Annotated in this window: 20 protein-coding genes; 8 read left to right on the top strand and 12 right to left on the bottom strand. The window is 65.8% G+C overall.

The genetic code is table 11. The features are described from left to right. Window position 1: 1 nt before the first annotated feature. Genes aftC through ACZY1G_RS22405 form a run of 3 tightly spaced genes read right to left on the bottom strand, consistent with a single transcriptional unit; the run spans window position 2 to window position 3,643 of the window. Window positions 2-1,258: an arabinofuranan 3-O-arabinosyltransferase gene (aftC, locus tag ACZY1G_RS22395; protein WP_463823628.1), complete on the bottom strand. Its 1,257-nt coding sequence runs from the start codon at window positions 1,256-1,258 to the stop codon at window positions 2-4. 37 nt (window positions 1,259-1,295) lie between these two features. After that, window positions 1,296-2,846 (bottom strand): alpha/beta fold hydrolase, encoded by a 1,551-nt coding sequence (locus ACZY1G_RS22400; RefSeq protein WP_463823662.1) that lies wholly within the window; start codon window positions 2,844-2,846, stop codon window positions 1,296-1,298. A 23-nt stretch (window positions 2,847-2,869) separates the two neighbouring features. Further along, the gene (locus ACZY1G_RS22405) at window positions 2,870-3,643 is read right to left on the bottom strand and encodes a pyrimidine reductase family protein (protein ID WP_463823629.1); all 774 of its coding nucleotides are present in this window, start codon (window positions 3,641-3,643) and stop codon (window positions 2,870-2,872) included. Window positions 3,644-3,689: 46 nt separating this feature from the next. Here ACZY1G_RS22405 and zapE point away from each other — a divergent pair, with 46 nt between their 5' ends. Further along, on the top strand, window positions 3,690-4,751 hold the full coding sequence (gene zapE, locus ACZY1G_RS22410; protein ID WP_463816687.1) for a cell division protein ZapE: 1,062 nt from the start codon (window positions 3,690-3,692) through the stop codon (window positions 4,749-4,751). Here the strand turns inward: zapE and ACZY1G_RS22415 are convergent. The 4 genes from ACZY1G_RS22415 to ACZY1G_RS22430 all read right to left on the bottom strand — a co-directional run bounded on the left by ACZY1G_RS22415 (window position 4,727) and on the right by ACZY1G_RS22430 (window position 7,050). Then, entirely contained in the window at window positions 4,727-5,263 is a 537-nt protein-coding gene (locus tag ACZY1G_RS22415; RefSeq protein WP_463816686.1) for a GNAT family N-acetyltransferase, read from the bottom strand. The genes zapE and ACZY1G_RS22415 overlap by 25 nt on opposite strands. Continuing rightward, window positions 5,248-5,745, bottom strand: a complete 498-nt coding sequence (locus ACZY1G_RS22420) for a hypothetical protein (RefSeq protein WP_463816685.1) — start codon at window positions 5,743-5,745, stop codon at window positions 5,248-5,250. The genes ACZY1G_RS22415 and ACZY1G_RS22420 overlap by 16 nt, the downstream gene beginning before the upstream one ends. A 68-nt stretch (window positions 5,746-5,813) precedes the next feature. Continuing rightward, complete coding sequence (locus ACZY1G_RS22425; RefSeq protein ID WP_463816684.1) at window positions 5,814-6,533, bottom strand: Clp protease N-terminal domain-containing protein; 720 nt, start codon at window positions 6,531-6,533, stop codon at window positions 5,814-5,816. Window positions 6,534-6,564: 31 nt separating this feature from the next. Beyond that, window positions 6,565-7,050 (bottom strand): SRPBCC family protein, encoded by a 486-nt coding sequence (locus tag ACZY1G_RS22430; RefSeq protein ID WP_463823630.1) that lies wholly within the window; start codon window positions 7,048-7,050, stop codon window positions 6,565-6,567. 76 nt (window positions 7,051-7,126) lie between these two features. Here ACZY1G_RS22430 and ACZY1G_RS22435 point away from each other — a divergent pair, with 76 nt between their 5' ends. After that, complete coding sequence (locus ACZY1G_RS22435) at window positions 7,127-7,489, top strand: helix-turn-helix transcriptional regulator (RefSeq protein WP_335331548.1); 363 nt, start codon at window positions 7,127-7,129, stop codon at window positions 7,487-7,489. On the opposite strand, the gene ACZY1G_RS22440 is transcribed toward ACZY1G_RS22435, so the two are convergent. From ACZY1G_RS22440 to ACZY1G_RS22455, 4 genes are all read right to left on the bottom strand, one after another. Continuing rightward, window positions 7,482-7,907: a hypothetical protein gene (locus tag ACZY1G_RS22440; protein WP_463823631.1), complete on the bottom strand. Its 426-nt coding sequence runs from the start codon at window positions 7,905-7,907 to the stop codon at window positions 7,482-7,484. The genes ACZY1G_RS22435 and ACZY1G_RS22440 overlap by 8 nt on opposite strands. A 243-nt stretch (window positions 7,908-8,150) precedes the next feature. Continuing rightward, window positions 8,151-8,351: a three-helix bundle dimerization domain-containing protein gene (locus ACZY1G_RS22445; RefSeq protein WP_463816681.1), complete on the bottom strand. Its 201-nt coding sequence runs from the start codon at window positions 8,349-8,351 to the stop codon at window positions 8,151-8,153. Window positions 8,352-8,455: 104 nt separating this feature from the next. Further along, window positions 8,456-8,749: a hypothetical protein gene (locus ACZY1G_RS22450; protein WP_463817170.1), complete on the bottom strand. Its 294-nt coding sequence runs from the start codon at window positions 8,747-8,749 to the stop codon at window positions 8,456-8,458. Between the two features lie 48 nt (window positions 8,750-8,797). Continuing rightward, window positions 8,798-9,043 carry a hypothetical protein gene (locus ACZY1G_RS22455; RefSeq protein WP_463816680.1) on the bottom strand — a complete coding sequence of 82 codons (246 nt, stop codon included), beginning with the start codon at window positions 9,041-9,043 and terminating at the stop codon, window positions 8,798-8,800. Between the two features lie 402 nt (window positions 9,044-9,445). Between ACZY1G_RS22455 and ACZY1G_RS22460 the strand changes: the two genes are divergently transcribed. The 6 genes from ACZY1G_RS22460 (at window position 9,446) to ACZY1G_RS22485 (ending at window position 14,727) form a co-directional block, all read left to right on the top strand. Then, window positions 9,446-9,808, top strand: a complete 363-nt coding sequence (locus ACZY1G_RS22460; RefSeq protein WP_463823632.1) for a hypothetical protein — start codon at window positions 9,446-9,448, stop codon at window positions 9,806-9,808. Between the two features lie 218 nt (window positions 9,809-10,026). Beyond that, window positions 10,027-11,160, top strand: a complete 1,134-nt coding sequence (locus tag ACZY1G_RS22465) for a tyrosine-type recombinase/integrase (protein WP_463823633.1) — start codon at window positions 10,027-10,029, stop codon at window positions 11,158-11,160. Between the two features lie 249 nt (window positions 11,161-11,409). Beyond that, complete coding sequence (locus tag ACZY1G_RS22470) at window positions 11,410-11,592, top strand: excisionase family DNA-binding protein (RefSeq protein ID WP_463823634.1); 183 nt, start codon at window positions 11,410-11,412, stop codon at window positions 11,590-11,592. A 1,321-nt stretch (window positions 11,593-12,913) separates the two neighbouring features. Beyond that, complete coding sequence (locus ACZY1G_RS22475) at window positions 12,914-13,213, top strand: hypothetical protein (RefSeq protein WP_463823635.1); 300 nt, start codon at window positions 12,914-12,916, stop codon at window positions 13,211-13,213. Window positions 13,214-13,263: 50 nt separating this feature from the next. Continuing rightward, window positions 13,264-14,097: a hypothetical protein gene (locus tag ACZY1G_RS22480; RefSeq protein WP_463823636.1), complete on the top strand. Its 834-nt coding sequence runs from the start codon at window positions 13,264-13,266 to the stop codon at window positions 14,095-14,097. 429 nt (window positions 14,098-14,526) lie between these two features. Continuing rightward, entirely contained in the window at window positions 14,527-14,727 is a 201-nt protein-coding gene (locus ACZY1G_RS22485) for a hypothetical protein (RefSeq protein ID WP_463823637.1), read from the top strand. A gap of 143 nt (window positions 14,728-14,870) precedes the next feature. On the opposite strand, the gene ACZY1G_RS22490 is transcribed toward ACZY1G_RS22485, so the two are convergent. Next, on the bottom strand, window positions 14,871-15,929 hold the full coding sequence (locus ACZY1G_RS22490) for a hypothetical protein (protein ID WP_463823638.1): 1,059 nt from the start codon (window positions 15,927-15,929) through the stop codon (window positions 14,871-14,873). Window positions 15,930-16,117 lie beyond the last annotated feature (188 nt).

Consider the following 16,117-nt stretch of genomic DNA (forward strand, 5'->3'; position numbering starts at 1 on the left):
GCTACTCAGCGGCCCGGGCGGTGGGGTGCAGCCAGGGCGGGTCGATCCCGTCGGCCAGCCTCCCGTCGCGCCGTGCATCCAGGTAGCGGAAGAGCAGCACGCAGAACACCACGATCACCATCAGTGACCAGCCGTAGGTGATCTTGAGGTACTCCAGCGCCCGTCCGGTCGACGGAAGCTGCCACAGCAGCCAGCGGTCCATGGTCAAGAACCCGTAGGTAGCGAGCCAGGCGACCCAGTTGCGCAGTACCGAGTTCGGCAGCACGACCGTCATCAGGAACGGGAACAGCGCGATCGAGTAGTAGCCCTGACCGAGGGAGAGCACCAGCCACGAGGTGACGAGCAGGACGCCCGAGGAGGTCAGCATCCAGAAGAACTGGTCGCGGGTGCGGTAGTACCGGTACAACAGCCACAGCGCTGCTGCGCCGAGTGCGGCGAAGACGACGCGCAAAGTCAGGATCAGCCACGTCGGCAGCCCGAAATAGAGACCGTTACCCAGAATCGAGCTGTTGAAATAATCGCGGGTGGAGAAGATGTAGGGCACCGTGCGGGTGACGAAGTTCATGGGGTCCGAGATCAGCGGCCAGGCAGCGAGATTGAACGCGACCGGTACGGCGATCGCGGTGACCAGGACCCGCCACTGCCGGTTGAGCACCGGCAGCAGCAGCAGCGGCGCGAGCAGTGGTTTGACCACCAGCGTCAGCCCGATGCTCACCCCGGCCCACCATTCGTGGCTGCGATTGCCGTCCAGCAGCCAGCGGAAGAAGAGCACCTCGAGCAGCAGCATGACACCGTTGATGTTGCCGAACACCAGCGTGTTGGTGACGGACTCGGTGCAGAACATCGCGAGCAGCAGAGCGGGCGCGGCGACCGAGCTCAGCGTGTAGCCGAACAGGCGCAGCAGAAAGTACCCGGCCGCGATGATGGCCACGGTGTTGAAGAAGATGAACCAGTTCCGCGACGCCACTTCGGGCAGGTAGCCGAAGGGCGCCATGATCAGCGTGCCGCCCGGCGGATACAGGTAGTGCGGGTCGACGTAGTCGAAGTGTTCGTTGTAGATGTCCCAGCCGAACTTGAAGTTGATGACGGCGCGGTACACCGGGGCGAAGTCGTCGGTGATGTAGCGGTTGAACACCAACACGTAGCTGCGGTGGATCACCGACAGGATCGCCAGCGGCCAGAGGACCGAACGCAGAACGGCAGCGGTGGTGGGTGCAGAGGTGCGGGGCCTGAACGCTTTCACCACAAGATCACGCACGTCAGGCACCGTACCGTAGCGGCAGGTGAGGGTGGCGTCAGGCCGGGCAGTACGTGTCGGTGGCCGGCAGCGTCCCGGTGTCGAGGTAGCCGAGCACCGGTGGCAGCGCGCACGCCGAGTACACGGTCGCGCCGTGACCGATGCCCTGCCAGATCACCCGCCTGTTGGTCGAACCGGCGTTGATCGCGGTCGCGGCGACGGCCGCGACCCCCTCGTTGCCGACGACGGGATCGTTCTGCACGCCCAGCAGCAGCGTCGGCGTGGTCAGGCCCTGCGGTTCCTTCGGCGCGGTACCACTCGGCCAGTTCAGGCACTTCACCATGTCGAGCGCACCGACGGTCCCGAACTGCGGATAGCGCTTGCCCCATTCGACGACGAGTTCGCGCACCCGGTCGGGGGTGGGCCGGTTCAACGCGTCGCTGCAGGAGTTGACGAACTGCCCGTCGGTCTGGCGCAGCGTCTCGGCGGTGTTGATCAGGTTGTTGAGCCCGTTGGTGTCCCCGTCGTTGGCGTCGGCGATCGCCTGAGCGAGGTCGCGGCCCGCGTCCACGCGATTGCCCTGGGGGAACGCCAGCGCCGTGGCGATCGCGTCGGCGACCGCGGCCACTGATGCCCCACCGGGTCCGTTGCCGGCGCGGGCCGATGCCAGCAGCGTGTCGACGGCGTTCTTGGGATCGGGCAGCGGGCAGTTGCTGGCCGCGCACCGCGTGGCCCACGCGTCCAGCGCGGCCTGCTCACCTTTGACGCGCTGCTCTGTCGCTGCCTCGGCCGAGATGCCCAGCGGCAGCGGCGAATCCAACACCAGGCGGGCGACCTTGTTGGGGTGCGAACCGGCGTAGGCCAGTGCCACCTGCGCGCCGTTCCCGACGCCGAGGAGCGCCAGCGCTGGCACGTCCCACGTGGTGCGCAGGCGCTCGAGGTCCTCAGCGGCATGGGCGTTGTCGTAGGCCGAGTCGCCGGGGGCGATGGTGTCGGTGCAGCTCGTGGTCGCGGTCATCGTGATCGTGCCGAGGTTGGCGACCGGGTCGTCGCCCGACTGGAACTGGGCCTGCTCGAACATCTCCTGGCGGTCGAACACGTCGCGGCAGTCCAGCGCGCCCGACATGCCGATGCCGCGACGATCGACTGCGACGACGGGATGCTTGGCCAGCACGTCGGTGCCTGCGCCCGCCAGCCAGGCCGGGAGTTGCACCGAGGACGGCAGATCGGAGCCGGTCGTCATCACCAGCGGACCCGCGTCGGCGGGAGTCTGGGCTGACTTGGCGCGCACCACGCCGATGCTGACCGACCCGGTGGCCCCGGCGATCGGGTCCAGGTCGGCGTCGTAGCTGGCGCAGTCCAGCGTGACTCCCGGGGGAGGTTGGACCGCGGCCTCGCTGAACACCCGCGACGTGCAGTCACGCCACGAGAGCTCGTTCTTCGGCACTTCGATGGCAGGCGGCCCCGCCGGCTTCTCGCTGGTCGTCACCGCACCTTGCGGAGTCGCCCCAGAATCGGTGGCGTAGCGCGGGTTGGCGGCCAGCCCGGGGGAGCACGCGGTCAGCAACGACACCGTCACCGCAAGCACTGCCGGCACCGATCGACGCATGCCGACCACAGTACTGATGGCGCTCACCGATCCTCGGCGGCGCGGGCGTAGCGCAGGAACAGGTATCCGGCGTCGTCACTGAGGACGTGCAGCAGGCGCAGGGGGGTCTGCTCGTCGCCGTCTCCGGTGACGATGCGTCCGGCCGCTCCGCCGACGAGCACCGGCGCGACGGTCAGACACAACTCGTCGAGCAGGTCGGCGGCGATCAGCCTGCCGAGGATCCCGGGCCCGCCCTCGGCGAGCACTCGCCCCAAGCCGCGGTCGGCGAGCACGCTCACCGCTTGCGACAACTCCAGCGACTCGGGGTCCGATCCGGACACGTCGATCACCTCGGCCAGATCGCCCAGCGTGAGCTGTGTCTCGGGCGCGGCGGCCGCGCTGGTGAACACGATCGGCGGCACCTCGGTGCGCTGGAAGATCGCCGCGTCGGGGTCGACCGAGCCGGATCGGGTGAGCATCGCGATCGGGGGGACGGCGGCCTGACCGCGGGCCTCGCGGGCCGCGCGCTGCTCGGCGGTGACGGACACCCCCGAGTAGTCCTCGGCACGCACCGTCGCCGCGCCGACGAGGATCACGTCGGCCAGTTCGCGCAGCACCGAGAACACGGCCTTGTCTCCGGCGCCGCCGAGACCCCCGGACGTGCCGGCGCTTGTTGCTCCGCCGTCGGCCGAGGCGATCATGTTGGCCCGCACCCACCGCTCGCCGGGGTAGGCGTACCGGGTGATCAGCTCGGCGCGGTCGATCGCGTCTACCGAGCCGAGCACTGTGAACTGTGTCCCGTCCGCGTCATTGCCCATACAGGTGCCCATACGCAGAATCTCAGCACGCCGATAGGGTGCCTGCATGCACGGGTCCAGCCCCACGTCCAGCCTCGACTCCGGTGAGGTCTCGCACCTGACCGACCGCCATCCCAGCGTCACCCCGGAGAGGTTGGTCGCCCAGCTGGTTCCGCCGCCGACATTCGCCGACGTCAGCTTCGACACCTACCGGCCCGATCCCGGCGAGCCCACGCAGGCGTCCGCGGTGCAGACGTGCCGCCAGTTCTGCGAGCAGGCGGTGCAGCGTCGCGCAGGCAAGAAGAAGCTGTTCGGTAAGCGAGAGGTGCTGCCCGGCGTCGGTGTGTATCTCGACGGGGGCTTCGGTGTCGGCAAGACCCATCTGCTCGCCTCGTCCTATTACGCGGTCGAGGGGCAGAAGGCGTTCGCGACCTTCGGCGAGCTGACTCAGTTGGCGGGCGTGTTCGGATTCGTCGAGTGCATCGAGTTACTCGCCGACTACACCCTGCTGTGCATCGACGAGTTCGAGCTCGACGACCCCGGCAACACCACGCTGATCTCCCGGCTGCTCTCCGCGCTGGTCGAGAAGGGGGTGTCGGTGGCGGCGACGTCGAACACGCTGCCCGAGCAGCTCGGCGAGGGCCGGTTCGCCGCACAGGATTTCCTGCGCGAGATCAACACGCTCGCAGCGATGTTCACGACAGTGCGTATCGAGGGCCCCGACTACCGGCACCGTGATCTGCCTCCCGCACCCGAGCCGCTCAGCGACGCCGAAGTCACCGAGCGTGCCGCGGAGGTGCCGGGCGCGACGCTCGACGACTTCGACGCGCTGTGCGCACATCTGGCGACGATGCATCCGTCGCGGTACCTGACGCTGATCGAAGGCGTCACCGAGGTGTTCCTGACGGGTGTGCATCCGCTCGACGACCAGAACGTCGCGCTGCGGTTGGTGTCGCTGACCGATCGGCTCTACGACGCCGGTGTCCCGGTGGTCGCGTCCGGCGCCAAGCTCGACACCGTCTTCAGTGAAGAGATGCTGGCCGGCGGCTTCCGCAAGAAGTACCTGCGGGCGACGTCGCGACTGCTGGCGCTGACCGCCGCCGGTCAGACGGGGCGCACCATCACGTAGTCCGCTTCGATGTGATCACCCAGCCGGAACGACTTGGTGCCGGTGACCTCGAAGCCGTTCTTGCGGTAAAAGCGTTGTGCGCGAACGTTTTTCTGATTGACGCCGAGCCACACCGAGGCTGCTGTGCCGGCGTGGTGCAGCGCGGCCGACATCAGGGCTGCAGAGGCGCCGGCACCGTGCGCGTCGGGCAGCACGTACATCTTCGACAGTTCGATCGTCGGGCGCGCGGTCACCGCGGCGACGACGTCGGGATCGTCGGGAACGCCGCCGATCAGCATGGCGTAACCGACAATCCGGTCGTCCTCGATGGCGGTGAGCACCGTCCGGTTGGGGTCGCTCAGGTAGGCGGCGAAGCGATCGGGGGTGAGGTTCTCGGTGATGAAGGCGGCCACGTCGTCTGCGGTGCACGACGGGGGACAGGCCAGCGGAAAGGTGCGTGCCGCGACGTCGACGAGTTCGTCGAGTCGGGCGGGGTCGGCCGCGACGATGTGCAGGCTCAGGCGACGTTCCACTGAGCCAGGCGGATGCCGGTGATGCGGTCGATCAGCACGACGTTGGACACCAGGTCCCGGTAGCAGTCCCACCACACGCCACCGGTGAACGTGCGACCGACCTGCGCGTTCTGCATGCCGTACTGCAGCGCGTCGGGGGCGTCGCTGTTGCGGGGCTCGTATGCGTCGCCGGTCGGGGTCACGCCGCGAAACGCGTAGGTGATGCCCATCGCATAGGGGGTGGGCAGCTTCACCGGGGTGATCGTGACATCGGCCCGGTACACCTGGTACCGCGGGGCCCGCGGCGGATAGCCGAAGCCGGGCGGCACCGGTGAGGGGTTGACGCCGAGAACCGCGACGTCGGCGACGAGGCCTTCGAACTCGACACGCAGCGTGTCGCCCAGCCGTCCGATCGGGATCACCGCGGCACCGGCGGGGGGCGCGAGGACGCCTCCCAGCATGCCCATGGTGGCGGCGAGCACGATGACGAGCCAGCGTCGCATGTCCGGTCCCCTCGTAGACGTCCTGGCATGATCGCACACCGGCACAGGCCGTCGGCGGGATACGCCGCTCACGGCTCGGTGAAGGCCTCCAGGGCCGCGCGCAGGTCGCGTTCGAACCGCTCGACGTCGATGCCGAGTCGGTGCAGCACGCCGTCGTCGCTCTCGTCGTCGTAGAGCGCGAGCAGCAGGTGTTCGGTGCCGATGTAGTTGTGGCCGAGGCGCAGTGCCTGCCGGAACGTCAACTCGAGGGCCTTCTTGGCGCGAGCGTCGAAGGGGATCAGTGCCGGTACCGCGTCGACGGGTTCGGGCAGGGTGATCGCGTTCGTGATGGCCGGGGCGTCGATGCCCTGGTCGGCGAGCAGACGGGCCGCGAGCCCGGTCGGATCGGCGGCGAGGCCGAGCACGAGGTGCGCGGGACCGATCTCGGCGTTGCGGGCAGCGTGGGCGCGGTTCTGCGCTTCGACGATGACAGCGCGGGCGCGTGGGGTGAAGCGCTGGAAGCCGGCGTTCGGGTCCATCGCTGCGGCGTCGGTCGGGGTCTTGGGAACGAAGCGCTTCTGGGCGGCCTGCTTGGTGACGCCCATGCATTTGCCGATGTCGGTCCACGAGGCGCCCGACCGGCGTGCCTGGTCGACGAAGTGGCCGATCAGATGGTCGGCGACCTCACCGAGTGCTTCGGCGGCCAGCACTGCGTCGGTCAGCTGGTCGAGCGGTTGGTCGTGGACGTGGGTGATCGCCTCGATGAGGTCGTCGAGGCGGACGGGGTGGTTGATGCGAGCGTCGGGCATGCGTCAACCGTAGGTTGACGCGTGCCTAGCGTCAACCCTGAGTTGACCGGGGGTATCCGCGCCGGACCGTCCGATCGAGGATGCCCAACGTGCCCCGCAGCGCCAGCTCGGACACCACCGGAAAGATCCCGGCTTCGCGCCACTGCTGGTCGATAGCCGACCAGTCGTAGAACGAGGTGACCAGCGTGTCCTCGCCGTTCGGCTCGAGGCGATAGCCGTAGACGTGGCCGATCTGGGGGCGGATCTGTCCGAGGATGGTCCAGGCGATCAGCCGGTCCTGCTCGAACTGCGCGATCTCGACGGTGACGTCGTAGCGGCCCATGGGGAAGTCGTTGAGGGCCTCACGGTCCATGTGCACGACGAAGGTGTCGCCGACGGCGCGCACCGGGTCGCCGTCGGCGTCCTGCAGCATTCCGGTGGCGTCGATCGCGACGTGGCCTTGCGGGTCGCACAGCACGGCGAAGACAGCCTCGGGAGCTGCGGCGATGGTTCGGGACACTTCGATGCGGTCAGTCATGGGTCGATCGTGGCATGCAGTGGTGTGAATCACTCGGAAGTTTCGTTCTGGCGGAAGTCCGGGAACCCGTCCGAAGATGCGCCCTGACGAGAAGATCAAGACACAGCACCCACGGATGCTGCGCCGCGCCCTGGACTTCATCCACGACAACGCGCAGTACGACATCACGATCCGCGACATCTCTGCGGCAGCCGATGTGACACCGCGAGCGATCCAGTACGCGTTTCGCGAGCATGTGGGCACGACGCCGCTGGAATACCTGCGTCGGATTCGTCTGGAGCGGGCTCACCGCGAGTTGAAATCGGCGGACCCGGCCCGCGACACGGTCACCTCGATCGCCGGCCGCTGCGGGTTCACCCATCCGGGCCGGTTCAGCAGCGCGTACAAGGAGATCTTCGGCACCGAGCCCAGCCGCACGCTGCGCAGTTCCGCTAGTTGATCGGCGTGAAGCCTGCGCGGTTGTAGATGCCGGCCTGCCAGCCCTGGGCGCCCATGCACACCAGCGGGCGCCCGTCGGGGGCCTGTGCGGCCGATTGTGAATTGGGGCACGGCGACCCGATGTCCTGCACACCCTTGAGGTCGTAGGTGATCTGCCAGAAACCGGTGTACACCGGCGGCCACTGGTTGGGGATCCAGCGGCACTGCATTGCCTCGCCACCGCGTCCGCGTCCGAACGTGAAGCGTTCCATGTTGGTGCAGGGCGCCGTCAGATGCGCGTCGTAGAGCATGCCGGGAACGTCGTTGGCGTAATGCCCCGGCTCGTCGAAATAGATGGGACCCGGGTCGGCGGCGGCCACGGGTGCCGCGCCCAATGCGGCCAGGCCGATCAGCGTCGAAGCCGCCATCTCGCGAATCATGTCCCACCCTTTGGTCGCCGGTTGGTTGCTGGAGCGCCAACACTATCCGGTTGCGCCTCTGCGACGGAGGGTTTCGACTGCCCGGACACGATCTCGGCCCGCCACCTGAGGGGGGTTGGTGGCGGGCCGAGCGTATCGGGGTTGTCTTGTCAGAACGTGATGAGAATGACGGTAAGAGCCGAACCTGAGAGCGACCTAATAGCAAGGTAGATCTCTGCTACAAAATCGATAACGATCAGGGTGTCAGGAGCCGAGACGGCTCAGTTCTGCCTTGGCATTGCGTTCGACGAACAGCGGGATGAAGTCGCGGATGGGGCGACCGGTGAACCGCGCGTACTCCTCGTGCACCACCGCGGCCACACGGTCTGGTGCCACCGACGCGTGGGTATCGGCCAGACGCTGGGCCACCTGGTCGATGATCTGCTGCTCACTCAACTCGATCACCGACTCAGCTTCGTCCTGCGGATAGCCCACCGTCAATCGGCCACTGGCATTCCGGAGTGGCTGTGCTGGGACAACGGGGCGGATGTGTGGCGAACATCAAAGGGCTACTTCATCTTCAGCACCCAGGCGGGCACCCAGTGGGTCACGGTCTGCTTATCTCCGCCGAAGCTGACGGAGTAGGTGACCAGCCCCCACCAGCCGCCTTGTTCGCCGAGGCCCCAGCAGGAGAGTCGACCCTCGACGATGGTGTCCATCTGGAGTCCGTGGGGGTGGTAGCGGCCGGCGCTGTGGGGTTCGCGCGGGAACATCGCGACGAGGTCGACCAAAACGGCGACAGGCGGGTGCACCCGGCGGAACACCGTCCGCAGGGGCTGCCCGCCGTGGCCGATCTGTTGCAGACCCACCGTTCGATCATATGTTCGATCAATGGGTCTGCAGAAGGGGCATCAGCCCTCGTTGTTGGACTTCGTGATGCCCGGCGTGAAGTTCGGCCCACACGGCATCTTGATGCCGTGCTGGCTGCACAGCGCCACGCCGCCTTGGATTCCGTCGTAGCTGGCGGGCTTGGGGTAGGTGCCCTGCTGGTCGACGCCGCTGGACGCTTGTGAGATGGCGGCACCGCTCAAGGAGGCGGTGAGCATGGCTGCTCCGGTGAGCAGTCCGGCAGTCGCGGCGATGAGTCGGTTCGGCATGTCGTTCTCCTGGTCGATGGTGTCGGCCGGGCGAGCGGAGGTCCCGGCAGGTGCTGGCGTCGATGATGTGCAGCCAACATTCGAGAAACCACCCTGATTGCCTGTCGATCCACTGGTGGCCGCGATCGGCTTTGGGAAGTTCACAGCGGGGTGTCAGAAATCGTTGGCATAGTGCCGCGCCACCGGTTAGCAGCAACAGATGTCTGGTGCAGCGGGGGGTGCGGTTGGCTACGGCGCCGTTCACGCATCCGACGGCCTTCATCATGTTGTTCCGTTGGCAAAAAACAGAGGAGCTAGGCCGTGCGCGCCATTTATGGCGAATCTCAGCAAATCCCCCTGCGCTGCGGTGATACTGACGCCAAACGCCGGCGACGACGTCGGCGTCCAACCGAGGGGGCAATCATGGGAGCTAACGCACGGGGAGCCATCGTGGCGGTGACGGTGATCGGCGCGGCCGTCGGGCTGGCCGGTGTGGCGACGGCCGACACGTTGGAGGGGCCGTACTCCATCACGGTCACCAATGGTCGCGGCGCCGTTGCCGATGGCGCCAAACAAGGGGTGTTCACGTCGCCGTGTGGGCCCGATTGCGTCAGGTTCAACGCGGGCGACTGGACGGCTGACATGCGGCTGCAGAACGGGACGTGGAGTGGGGTGACGTCGGAGGGCCTGACGCTCTCGTTCGACGGCGCGACGATGTTCGGCACGATGTTCAAGCCTGAGACCAATCAGACTGTCGACGTCCAGGTGGTCAAGATCGGCCTGTGACCGATTGTGAAATGTGGTGCGCGATACTGGGATTGAAGTTGACTTGCTGCGGTTTTCCGATCATGTGTCTGACCTGCAAGAAGCCCTCTGATCAGGCGACACGTCACACAGTATCGCATGAGTCAAACGGAGCCAAGCGGAACCTGATGTAGGTTCATTGGGCACGTATCGGGCACGAGCGCGATACATTTTCGCGATAGTGGACCACAGGAGAGCCCATGGCAGCCACCCGCGACAAGCGGTCATTCGCCACCATCCGCAAGTTGCCATCGGGCCGCTACCAAGTCCGCTACACCGGCCCAGACGGCCTCCGGCGGCCAGCCCCTAACACCTTCGCCGCCAGAATCGACGCCGAGGCCTACATCGTCGCTAAGCGCCGAGACATCGACCGCAACGTCTGGGACACCGCCGACGACGACCGCACCGACCCCGTCACATTCGGCGCCTACGCCGCCGCATGGCTCGACGGCCGCCAGGTCGCCGGCCGCCCCATCAAAGCCCGCACCCGCGAGCACTACGCCAAGATCCTCGACGACCACCTGCTGCCCACGTTCGGCAATCGTCAGGTGTCGACCATCAAGCCAAAGGACGTCCGCGACTGGTACGCGATGACCCTCCCGGATCGGCCGACGCTGCGCTCGCACGCCTACTCGCTGCTGCGCACCATCCTGGGCAGTGCGGTCACCGACGAGTTGCTTGACGCCAACCCGTGCCGGATCACCGGCGCTGGCCGCGCCAAGCGAGTCCACAGGATTCGCCCAGCGTCGATCGATGAACTCGCCACGGTGACCGCGGCGATGCCCGAACGCCTGCAGCTGATGGTGCTGTTCGCGTCGTGGTGCGCCATGCGGTTCGGCGAAACGGTGGAGCTGCGCCGCGGCGACATCGACTTGTCAGACCAGGTCATTAGGATTCGCCGCGCCGCAGTGCGAACGCAGGGCGAATACGCCGTGACCACACCGAAGTCCGACGCCGGCGTCCGCGACGTCGCGATACCACCTCACATCATTCCGCAGATCGAGATGCACCTCTCCAAGTATGTTGCGAGACAGCATGATTCGCTGATTTTCGCCGCCGATCATGGTGGACACCTGCAGCCCTCGACGCTCTACCGGCACTGGTATAAGGCCCGCGATATCGCCGGCCGTAGAGACCTGCGCTGGCACGATCTGCGGCATTCCGGTGCCGTGCTCGCCGCGGCGACCGGCGCCAGTCTGGCCGAGCTTATGGCTCGACTCGGACATTCGACGCCGCAGGCCGCGATGCGCTACCAACACGTTGCGCAGGGTCGGGACCGGAAGATCGCCGAACAGCTTTCCGACTTGGCGGTAAGGCACGGCGACACGCGGTAAGTCCCTGCATCTAGCGGAAGTTCGATCGATCCGGGTAGCGTCTCAGCCACCGAAAAGCCAGGTTCGACCGGAGTGGCATTGGCCCTGTAGTACCGGCCAGGCTTTTCGTGGGAAACGTGCAAGTAGGTGGCGAAGGCACACCCGCACCTTGGACCAAGGCGCGCGAGGTAAGTCCACCCAAAGACGTAGGCCCAGCGTCGTCCCTGCAGTGGGGCTCCATTTGTCACGCCCACTGCTTTGGAGACACCAATGGCTCGTCGCTATGCGACCCTGAAACAAGCCGCCGAGTACCTCGGCGTTACCGACCGCACGATCCGTCAGATGATTGCCGACGGCCGGCTCACTGGATTCCGTAATGGCCGGCGGCTTGTCCGCGTCGACCTCAACCAGCTCGACGCCCAAATGCAGCCTTTTGGCGGTGTCGTAAAGTGAACGACTCCGGCGACAGTCAAGCAACTCAGGGACCAATCGGCCCAGGCCGCCGCCAGTCTCGCGGCCCCGTCATAGAGGCATACGCCGACGGGGGAATTGACCGCCACTGCGCCAACTGCGGAGCCGAACCGAACAGCTTCTGTCGGCACGACAACGGCGTGACGCGGATGATCCCGTGCGCGACACGATCCGCTGGCGGTGGCGCATGAACCGCGCAGAACGCCGCCGGCGGCGTGGCATACGGACAGCGGCCGAACATCGGCAAGAGCAATACGTCGTCAAGACGATGGGTGTCGACCTTCGCACCGTAAGGCGGGCCATCGACCGCGGTGCCGACCTGGGACTCGTAGAGCAAGACGACGCCGGAGTCTGGCGGCCACGCATGCCCAACCTTCCCCCAGCGGGTGAGGCCGAATGGTGACCCCTGCCGAGCGGCGCGTGTGGCGCCTTCACGTCTTGGGCTTGCAGCACCTGTCAGTGGGCGAGCGGGTGGCTCTGCTGACCCTCCAAGAGTTCGCGGACTTCGACACTGGCCGTAATGCACGACCGGGCGTGCAGGTGCTCGCCGCGAAGACGGGACTGTCGACAAGGACGGTGGACAGGGCACTCGCCCGCGGGCTCAGCCTCAGCTTGATCAGATGCACAGCAAACTCCGCGGGGCGCCGGGCGGCTGTCTATGAGCTGCTACCCATACCGAATAGCACGACACGGGTGTCGTGCCAAGACCCCAAGAGCACGACACGGGTGTCGTGCCAAGACCCGAATAGCACGACACGGGTGTCGCGCCAAGACCCGAATAGCACGACACCAGTGTCCCAATTACACGACACGGGTGTCGTGCCTCCATATCAGGACCAAACAAGAAAGGGGTTACCTCAGTCGGGTACGTCACCAGGCGACGCCCTCGCGGATTCTGAAAAAGATCCCTCGACGGAAGGGGGGCGGCCGGCTAAGAGCAAACCTCGCGTCATCGAGACCGAGAACGGGCCGCGGTGCCCCCGCCACGCCTGGCTCCCGCAGCCGCCGCCAGATTGCGCTGAGTGCGCCGACGCCCAGGGCGGTGGCCAGTGAGCGTCTGGGAGTGTCTTGGATCGGTGCCGGCCCTGCCCGGGGCTTTGTGCCGCGGCGACTGGGAGTTGTTCGACGCCACGATCGGCAGCCGTGGAGGTGACCGCGAGCAGCTCCAGGCCGCGCGTGATGCCGCCGTCGAACTCTGCCGACGGTGCCCCGCGCTGGTTCTGTGCGGGTCCTGGTTCGACAGCCTGCCCAAGGCTGCAAGACCGTTAGCCATCAACGCCGGCCGGCTAGGCGGTGACGAATAATGTTGGACGACAAGCACATTCGACGTCTTGCGTATGAGTACGCTGAGTCGATAGCTCGCCGGCGGCGAGGTGGTCAGCCGATTCCGCCGGCAATGCTGGAGACGCTGAGCGCCGTCAACCTCCATTTGTCCAAAATCGGACACCAAACTGGCGCAATGTCCGTCGAGCTGTCACGATTGAAGACACAAGAGCAGCTCGCGAACGAATTCGATTGCTGCACAAGGACAGTCAGACGTAAGGCGGAAGCCCTCGGCTGGCGCAAGTTCAACGGATACATCATCGACGACGAGGGGCGCTGACGACCGCGCTGGCCTCCAGCAAGCTTCTTCCCAGAAAGGAAAATCTCACCATGAGTGTCACCTTCACGATCGTCAAACAGTCCGCAGACAAGCTCGAGGTAGCGCTGCCCGGTGACCTCACTGCGCTGATGGGCAGGCACACGGAGTTACTCGCGAAGGTGGATTCCATCGCGGCGTCGTCCGACCTCGTCGGTGCTGTGCTCGACGCAGTTGCCGCTGGCCGCGACTATCACGACGACCCCGAGGTGCAACGCCTTCACCTCAACTCCGAACTGAACAAGGTGAACATCGGTACACAAGCTCGGCAGCGTTTCGACCGGGAAGTGGAGAGTGCCATCGTGGAGCACGCCGATGGCATTCTGGAGAGCTGGGACGTGGCACTCGACCGATACTCGGATGCGATCCAGCAAGCAGTCGAGAAGCTCCCTACCCACGACCTCGACGACACTCTGACGATCGCGAACAGCGGACCCGAGACCACGCGTTTGTGGGGCGCGGTCAAAGAGGCGTTGGCAATGTGGGACGCCGCAGCACAGGGATTCATGGCTTTGGCCATGGCTGCGAATATGAGCATCCCTGACAGGCTGCTCGTCATGGCCGCACCCGACAGCGCGGCCTTCAAGCGTGCCGGCGAAGAACGAGCATGGGCGGGGGCGCGCATTAACGCATGGCACCTCGCATGCCACGGAGTTGAACTCGGCCTGCCTACCTTGGGCGAGTACATGGAACGTGTCGCGGATAAGGAGGCCGAACGCCAGCAAGGCGAGCGTCGTCGTGAGCGGGCGCAGGCAGACAACTCTCACCGCAAGATCAGCCCGGAGTTCCAGAAGGCGGGGCTTGAAGGCGCAGGGGCTCCTACCGCCGAATGGCAACGGATACGGTGACCGACATCTCGGCCCCCTGGGGGGTGACCCCACCCCTGCCCCCGCGGGTGCCCCTCAGGGCATAGGCAAACACCCCCCCTGGCACGGAAACGTCTTGTCCTTACCAAGATGAAGAACTTTTTTCCTGCACGACGTACGAGTCTCGCGGAGGGTAATCACGGCCTGCCGACTCCACTATCCCCACCCAGGGGCGTTCCGGCCCGGTAGCCGACGCTTCCTGCCGCCACCCAAGGCATAGGCGCCGCCCGCTCTGCCCACTGTTTTTCGCGCGCGGCTGAGCCGCAGAAAGGACTGGACCATGACTGAGCGCAAGTTGCGCGCTGTGAAGGGGGCGAGAAGGCGCCGACGAAGCGGGCTCCGCGGAAGGCCGCGCCGATGTCGGTTGTCGATGCGGCAACGACTGGTGATCGGCGGAAGCTGCTAGTTGGGTTGCAGCACCGGATCGCGAAGGCAATCGACGACCCGAACACCGCGGGTCCTGCGTTCGCAGCGCTGGTCAAGCAGCAGCGCGACATCGCGGCCGAGATCGCCGCGATAGACCTCGCTGCCGAATCTGGCTCATCTATCGCGGGCTCGAAGTCGGCCATCGCCACAACGCCCGACGAGCCATGGGACGAATCAATGATCTGAGCCCCCGCGACCCTCGGGCCCCGGTATCCGACGCGGTCCTGGTCCCGTTGTCACTTTTCAATTGTGGGGATACGCAAGCGTGCAAAATCGAGTCCCGCGCCTACGATGCGCAGGTCGTCGTCTATGGCTTGCGGAATGGAAGACTAATGAGTCACTTCGGAGGTTCCCAAGCTTTCGGAAAACCACCGGAGCAGGGCGCCCCTTACCAACTTCTCGAAGACCCATAGATGCATAGGTATGTCCGCTGCTGTCCATTCGACGTCGGGGCCTCCAAGGAAAGTAAGACCGAAAGGACGCTCCGTCGGTCCGAGGTCTCCGTCGATGTTCATGGGAGCCTCGAGAAGGGGCCATGGGAAGGGCTCGCCGCCGTGGAGTCTCTTCGACCGGTAACGGTAGATTAACGAGAGGGGCCGTTTCAGCTCAGCCCAATCAACTTGCGCCGCCGGACTACAGCGGCCTGCTGGGGGGTCGGGCTGCCAGGTTGTCATGAAGCTTAGGAATCGCTGCGTGCCCCGGATCATGTCGGCCAGCGTTCGGGCGACATTACCGACCAGTTCGGGGCCGCTCGCCTCGAGCAGTAGCTCAACGAGATCGGGAGCGGCTGCCTGGAGGCCGTCCGCGGGTTCGATGGTGCTGCCGCGCCATTCCGTAGCTGCGACTTCGGCAGCCGATATGAGCTCGAGCCAGGCAAGCTCGGGGTCTTCCTCGGCCACCCATAGCGCGAGTTGGTAGAGGCGGGCGGCACGCACAAAAACAATCGATTCGTCCGCGCTCAGCTTGGGAATCCGGTTGAGTAGCGTCGGCAGAGTCTCAACAGATATGTCTGCAGCCGCGACGTCGGGCAGTATCGGCCTCTCGGGTCGTTGCCAGGTTGGTCGCTGCTTATTCGATGCGAACGGATGACCCACTGGGCCAAATCCGTCTCGGAACAGCCTCGTTATGCCGATTGACTTCAAGCGCACCCCGAGGAACAGACTTGCGATGGCTGCAATCTCTTCATCAATCTGTAGCCCGAGCCAACCATGCGTGCGCGACTTCGCTATCACCTCGCCAGCATGCGGCGTATAGGGCACATTGTCTGTCCACCGAAGTGCAAGCGCCTCCCCGAGATTCCCTTGCATCCCCCTTGCCATGTTAAGAAGCACATATGGCCCGAACTCTATTGCGAGGCCGCCGCTGAACCGCGAATCGGAATACAGCACTGCTTCGTACGCGGGCGAACCTTCGATGCCGGTCGCATGCCAGTTGCGCCAGCTCAAAGCCCCGCTCTCGCGTGCAGCGATACTTTCGCGCCCACGGCACGCCGGATCATTGGGACTGCCCCGGGTTCAGTTGACTCGCGGGGGTGTGAATTTCAGGCCGCGGTTGCGACTGGTGTGTGGAGCAGTTC

The sequence above is a fragment of the Mycobacterium sp. IDUB_5 genome, assembly GCF_055419565.1.

Excerpts from the sequence above, each read along its gene's own strand:
- ACZY1G_RS22465 (WP_463823633.1), top strand. The coding sequence starts at position 10,027 with ATGGCAGCCACCCGCGACAAGCGGTCATTCGCCACCATCCGCAAGTTG.
- ACZY1G_RS22405 (WP_463823629.1), bottom strand. The coding sequence starts at position 3,643 with ATGGGCAATGACGCGGACGGGACACAGTTCACAGTGCTCGGCTCGGTA.
- ACZY1G_RS22475 (WP_463823635.1), top strand. The coding sequence starts at position 12,914 with ATGTTGGACGACAAGCACATTCGACGTCTTGCGTATGAGTACGCTGAG.
- ACZY1G_RS22470 (WP_463823634.1), top strand. The coding sequence starts at position 11,410 with ATGGCTCGTCGCTATGCGACCCTGAAACAAGCCGCCGAGTACCTCGGC.
- zapE (WP_463816687.1), top strand. The coding sequence starts at position 3,690 with ATGCACGGGTCCAGCCCCACGTCCAGCCTCGACTCCGGTGAGGTCTCG.
- ACZY1G_RS22435 (WP_335331548.1), top strand. The coding sequence starts at position 7,127 with ATGCGCCCTGACGAGAAGATCAAGACACAGCACCCACGGATGCTGCGC.
- ACZY1G_RS22425 (WP_463816684.1), bottom strand. The coding sequence starts at position 6,533 with ATGCCCGACGCTCGCATCAACCACCCCGTCCGCCTCGACGACCTCATC.
- ACZY1G_RS22430 (WP_463823630.1), bottom strand. The coding sequence starts at position 7,050 with ATGACTGACCGCATCGAAGTGTCCCGAACCATCGCCGCAGCTCCCGAG.
- ACZY1G_RS22420 (WP_463816685.1), bottom strand. The coding sequence starts at position 5,745 with ATGCGACGCTGGCTCGTCATCGTGCTCGCCGCCACCATGGGCATGCTG.
- ACZY1G_RS22480 (WP_463823636.1), top strand. The coding sequence starts at position 13,264 with ATGAGTGTCACCTTCACGATCGTCAAACAGTCCGCAGACAAGCTCGAG.
- ACZY1G_RS22400 (WP_463823662.1), bottom strand. The coding sequence starts at position 2,846 with ATGCGTCGATCGGTGCCGGCAGTGCTTGCGGTGACGGTGTCGTTGCTG.
- ACZY1G_RS22460 (WP_463823632.1), top strand. The coding sequence starts at position 9,446 with ATGGGAGCTAACGCACGGGGAGCCATCGTGGCGGTGACGGTGATCGGC.
- ACZY1G_RS22455 (WP_463816680.1), bottom strand. The coding sequence starts at position 9,043 with ATGCCGAACCGACTCATCGCCGCGACTGCCGGACTGCTCACCGGAGCA.
- ACZY1G_RS22440 (WP_463823631.1), bottom strand. The coding sequence starts at position 7,907 with ATGATTCGCGAGATGGCGGCTTCGACGCTGATCGGCCTGGCCGCATTG.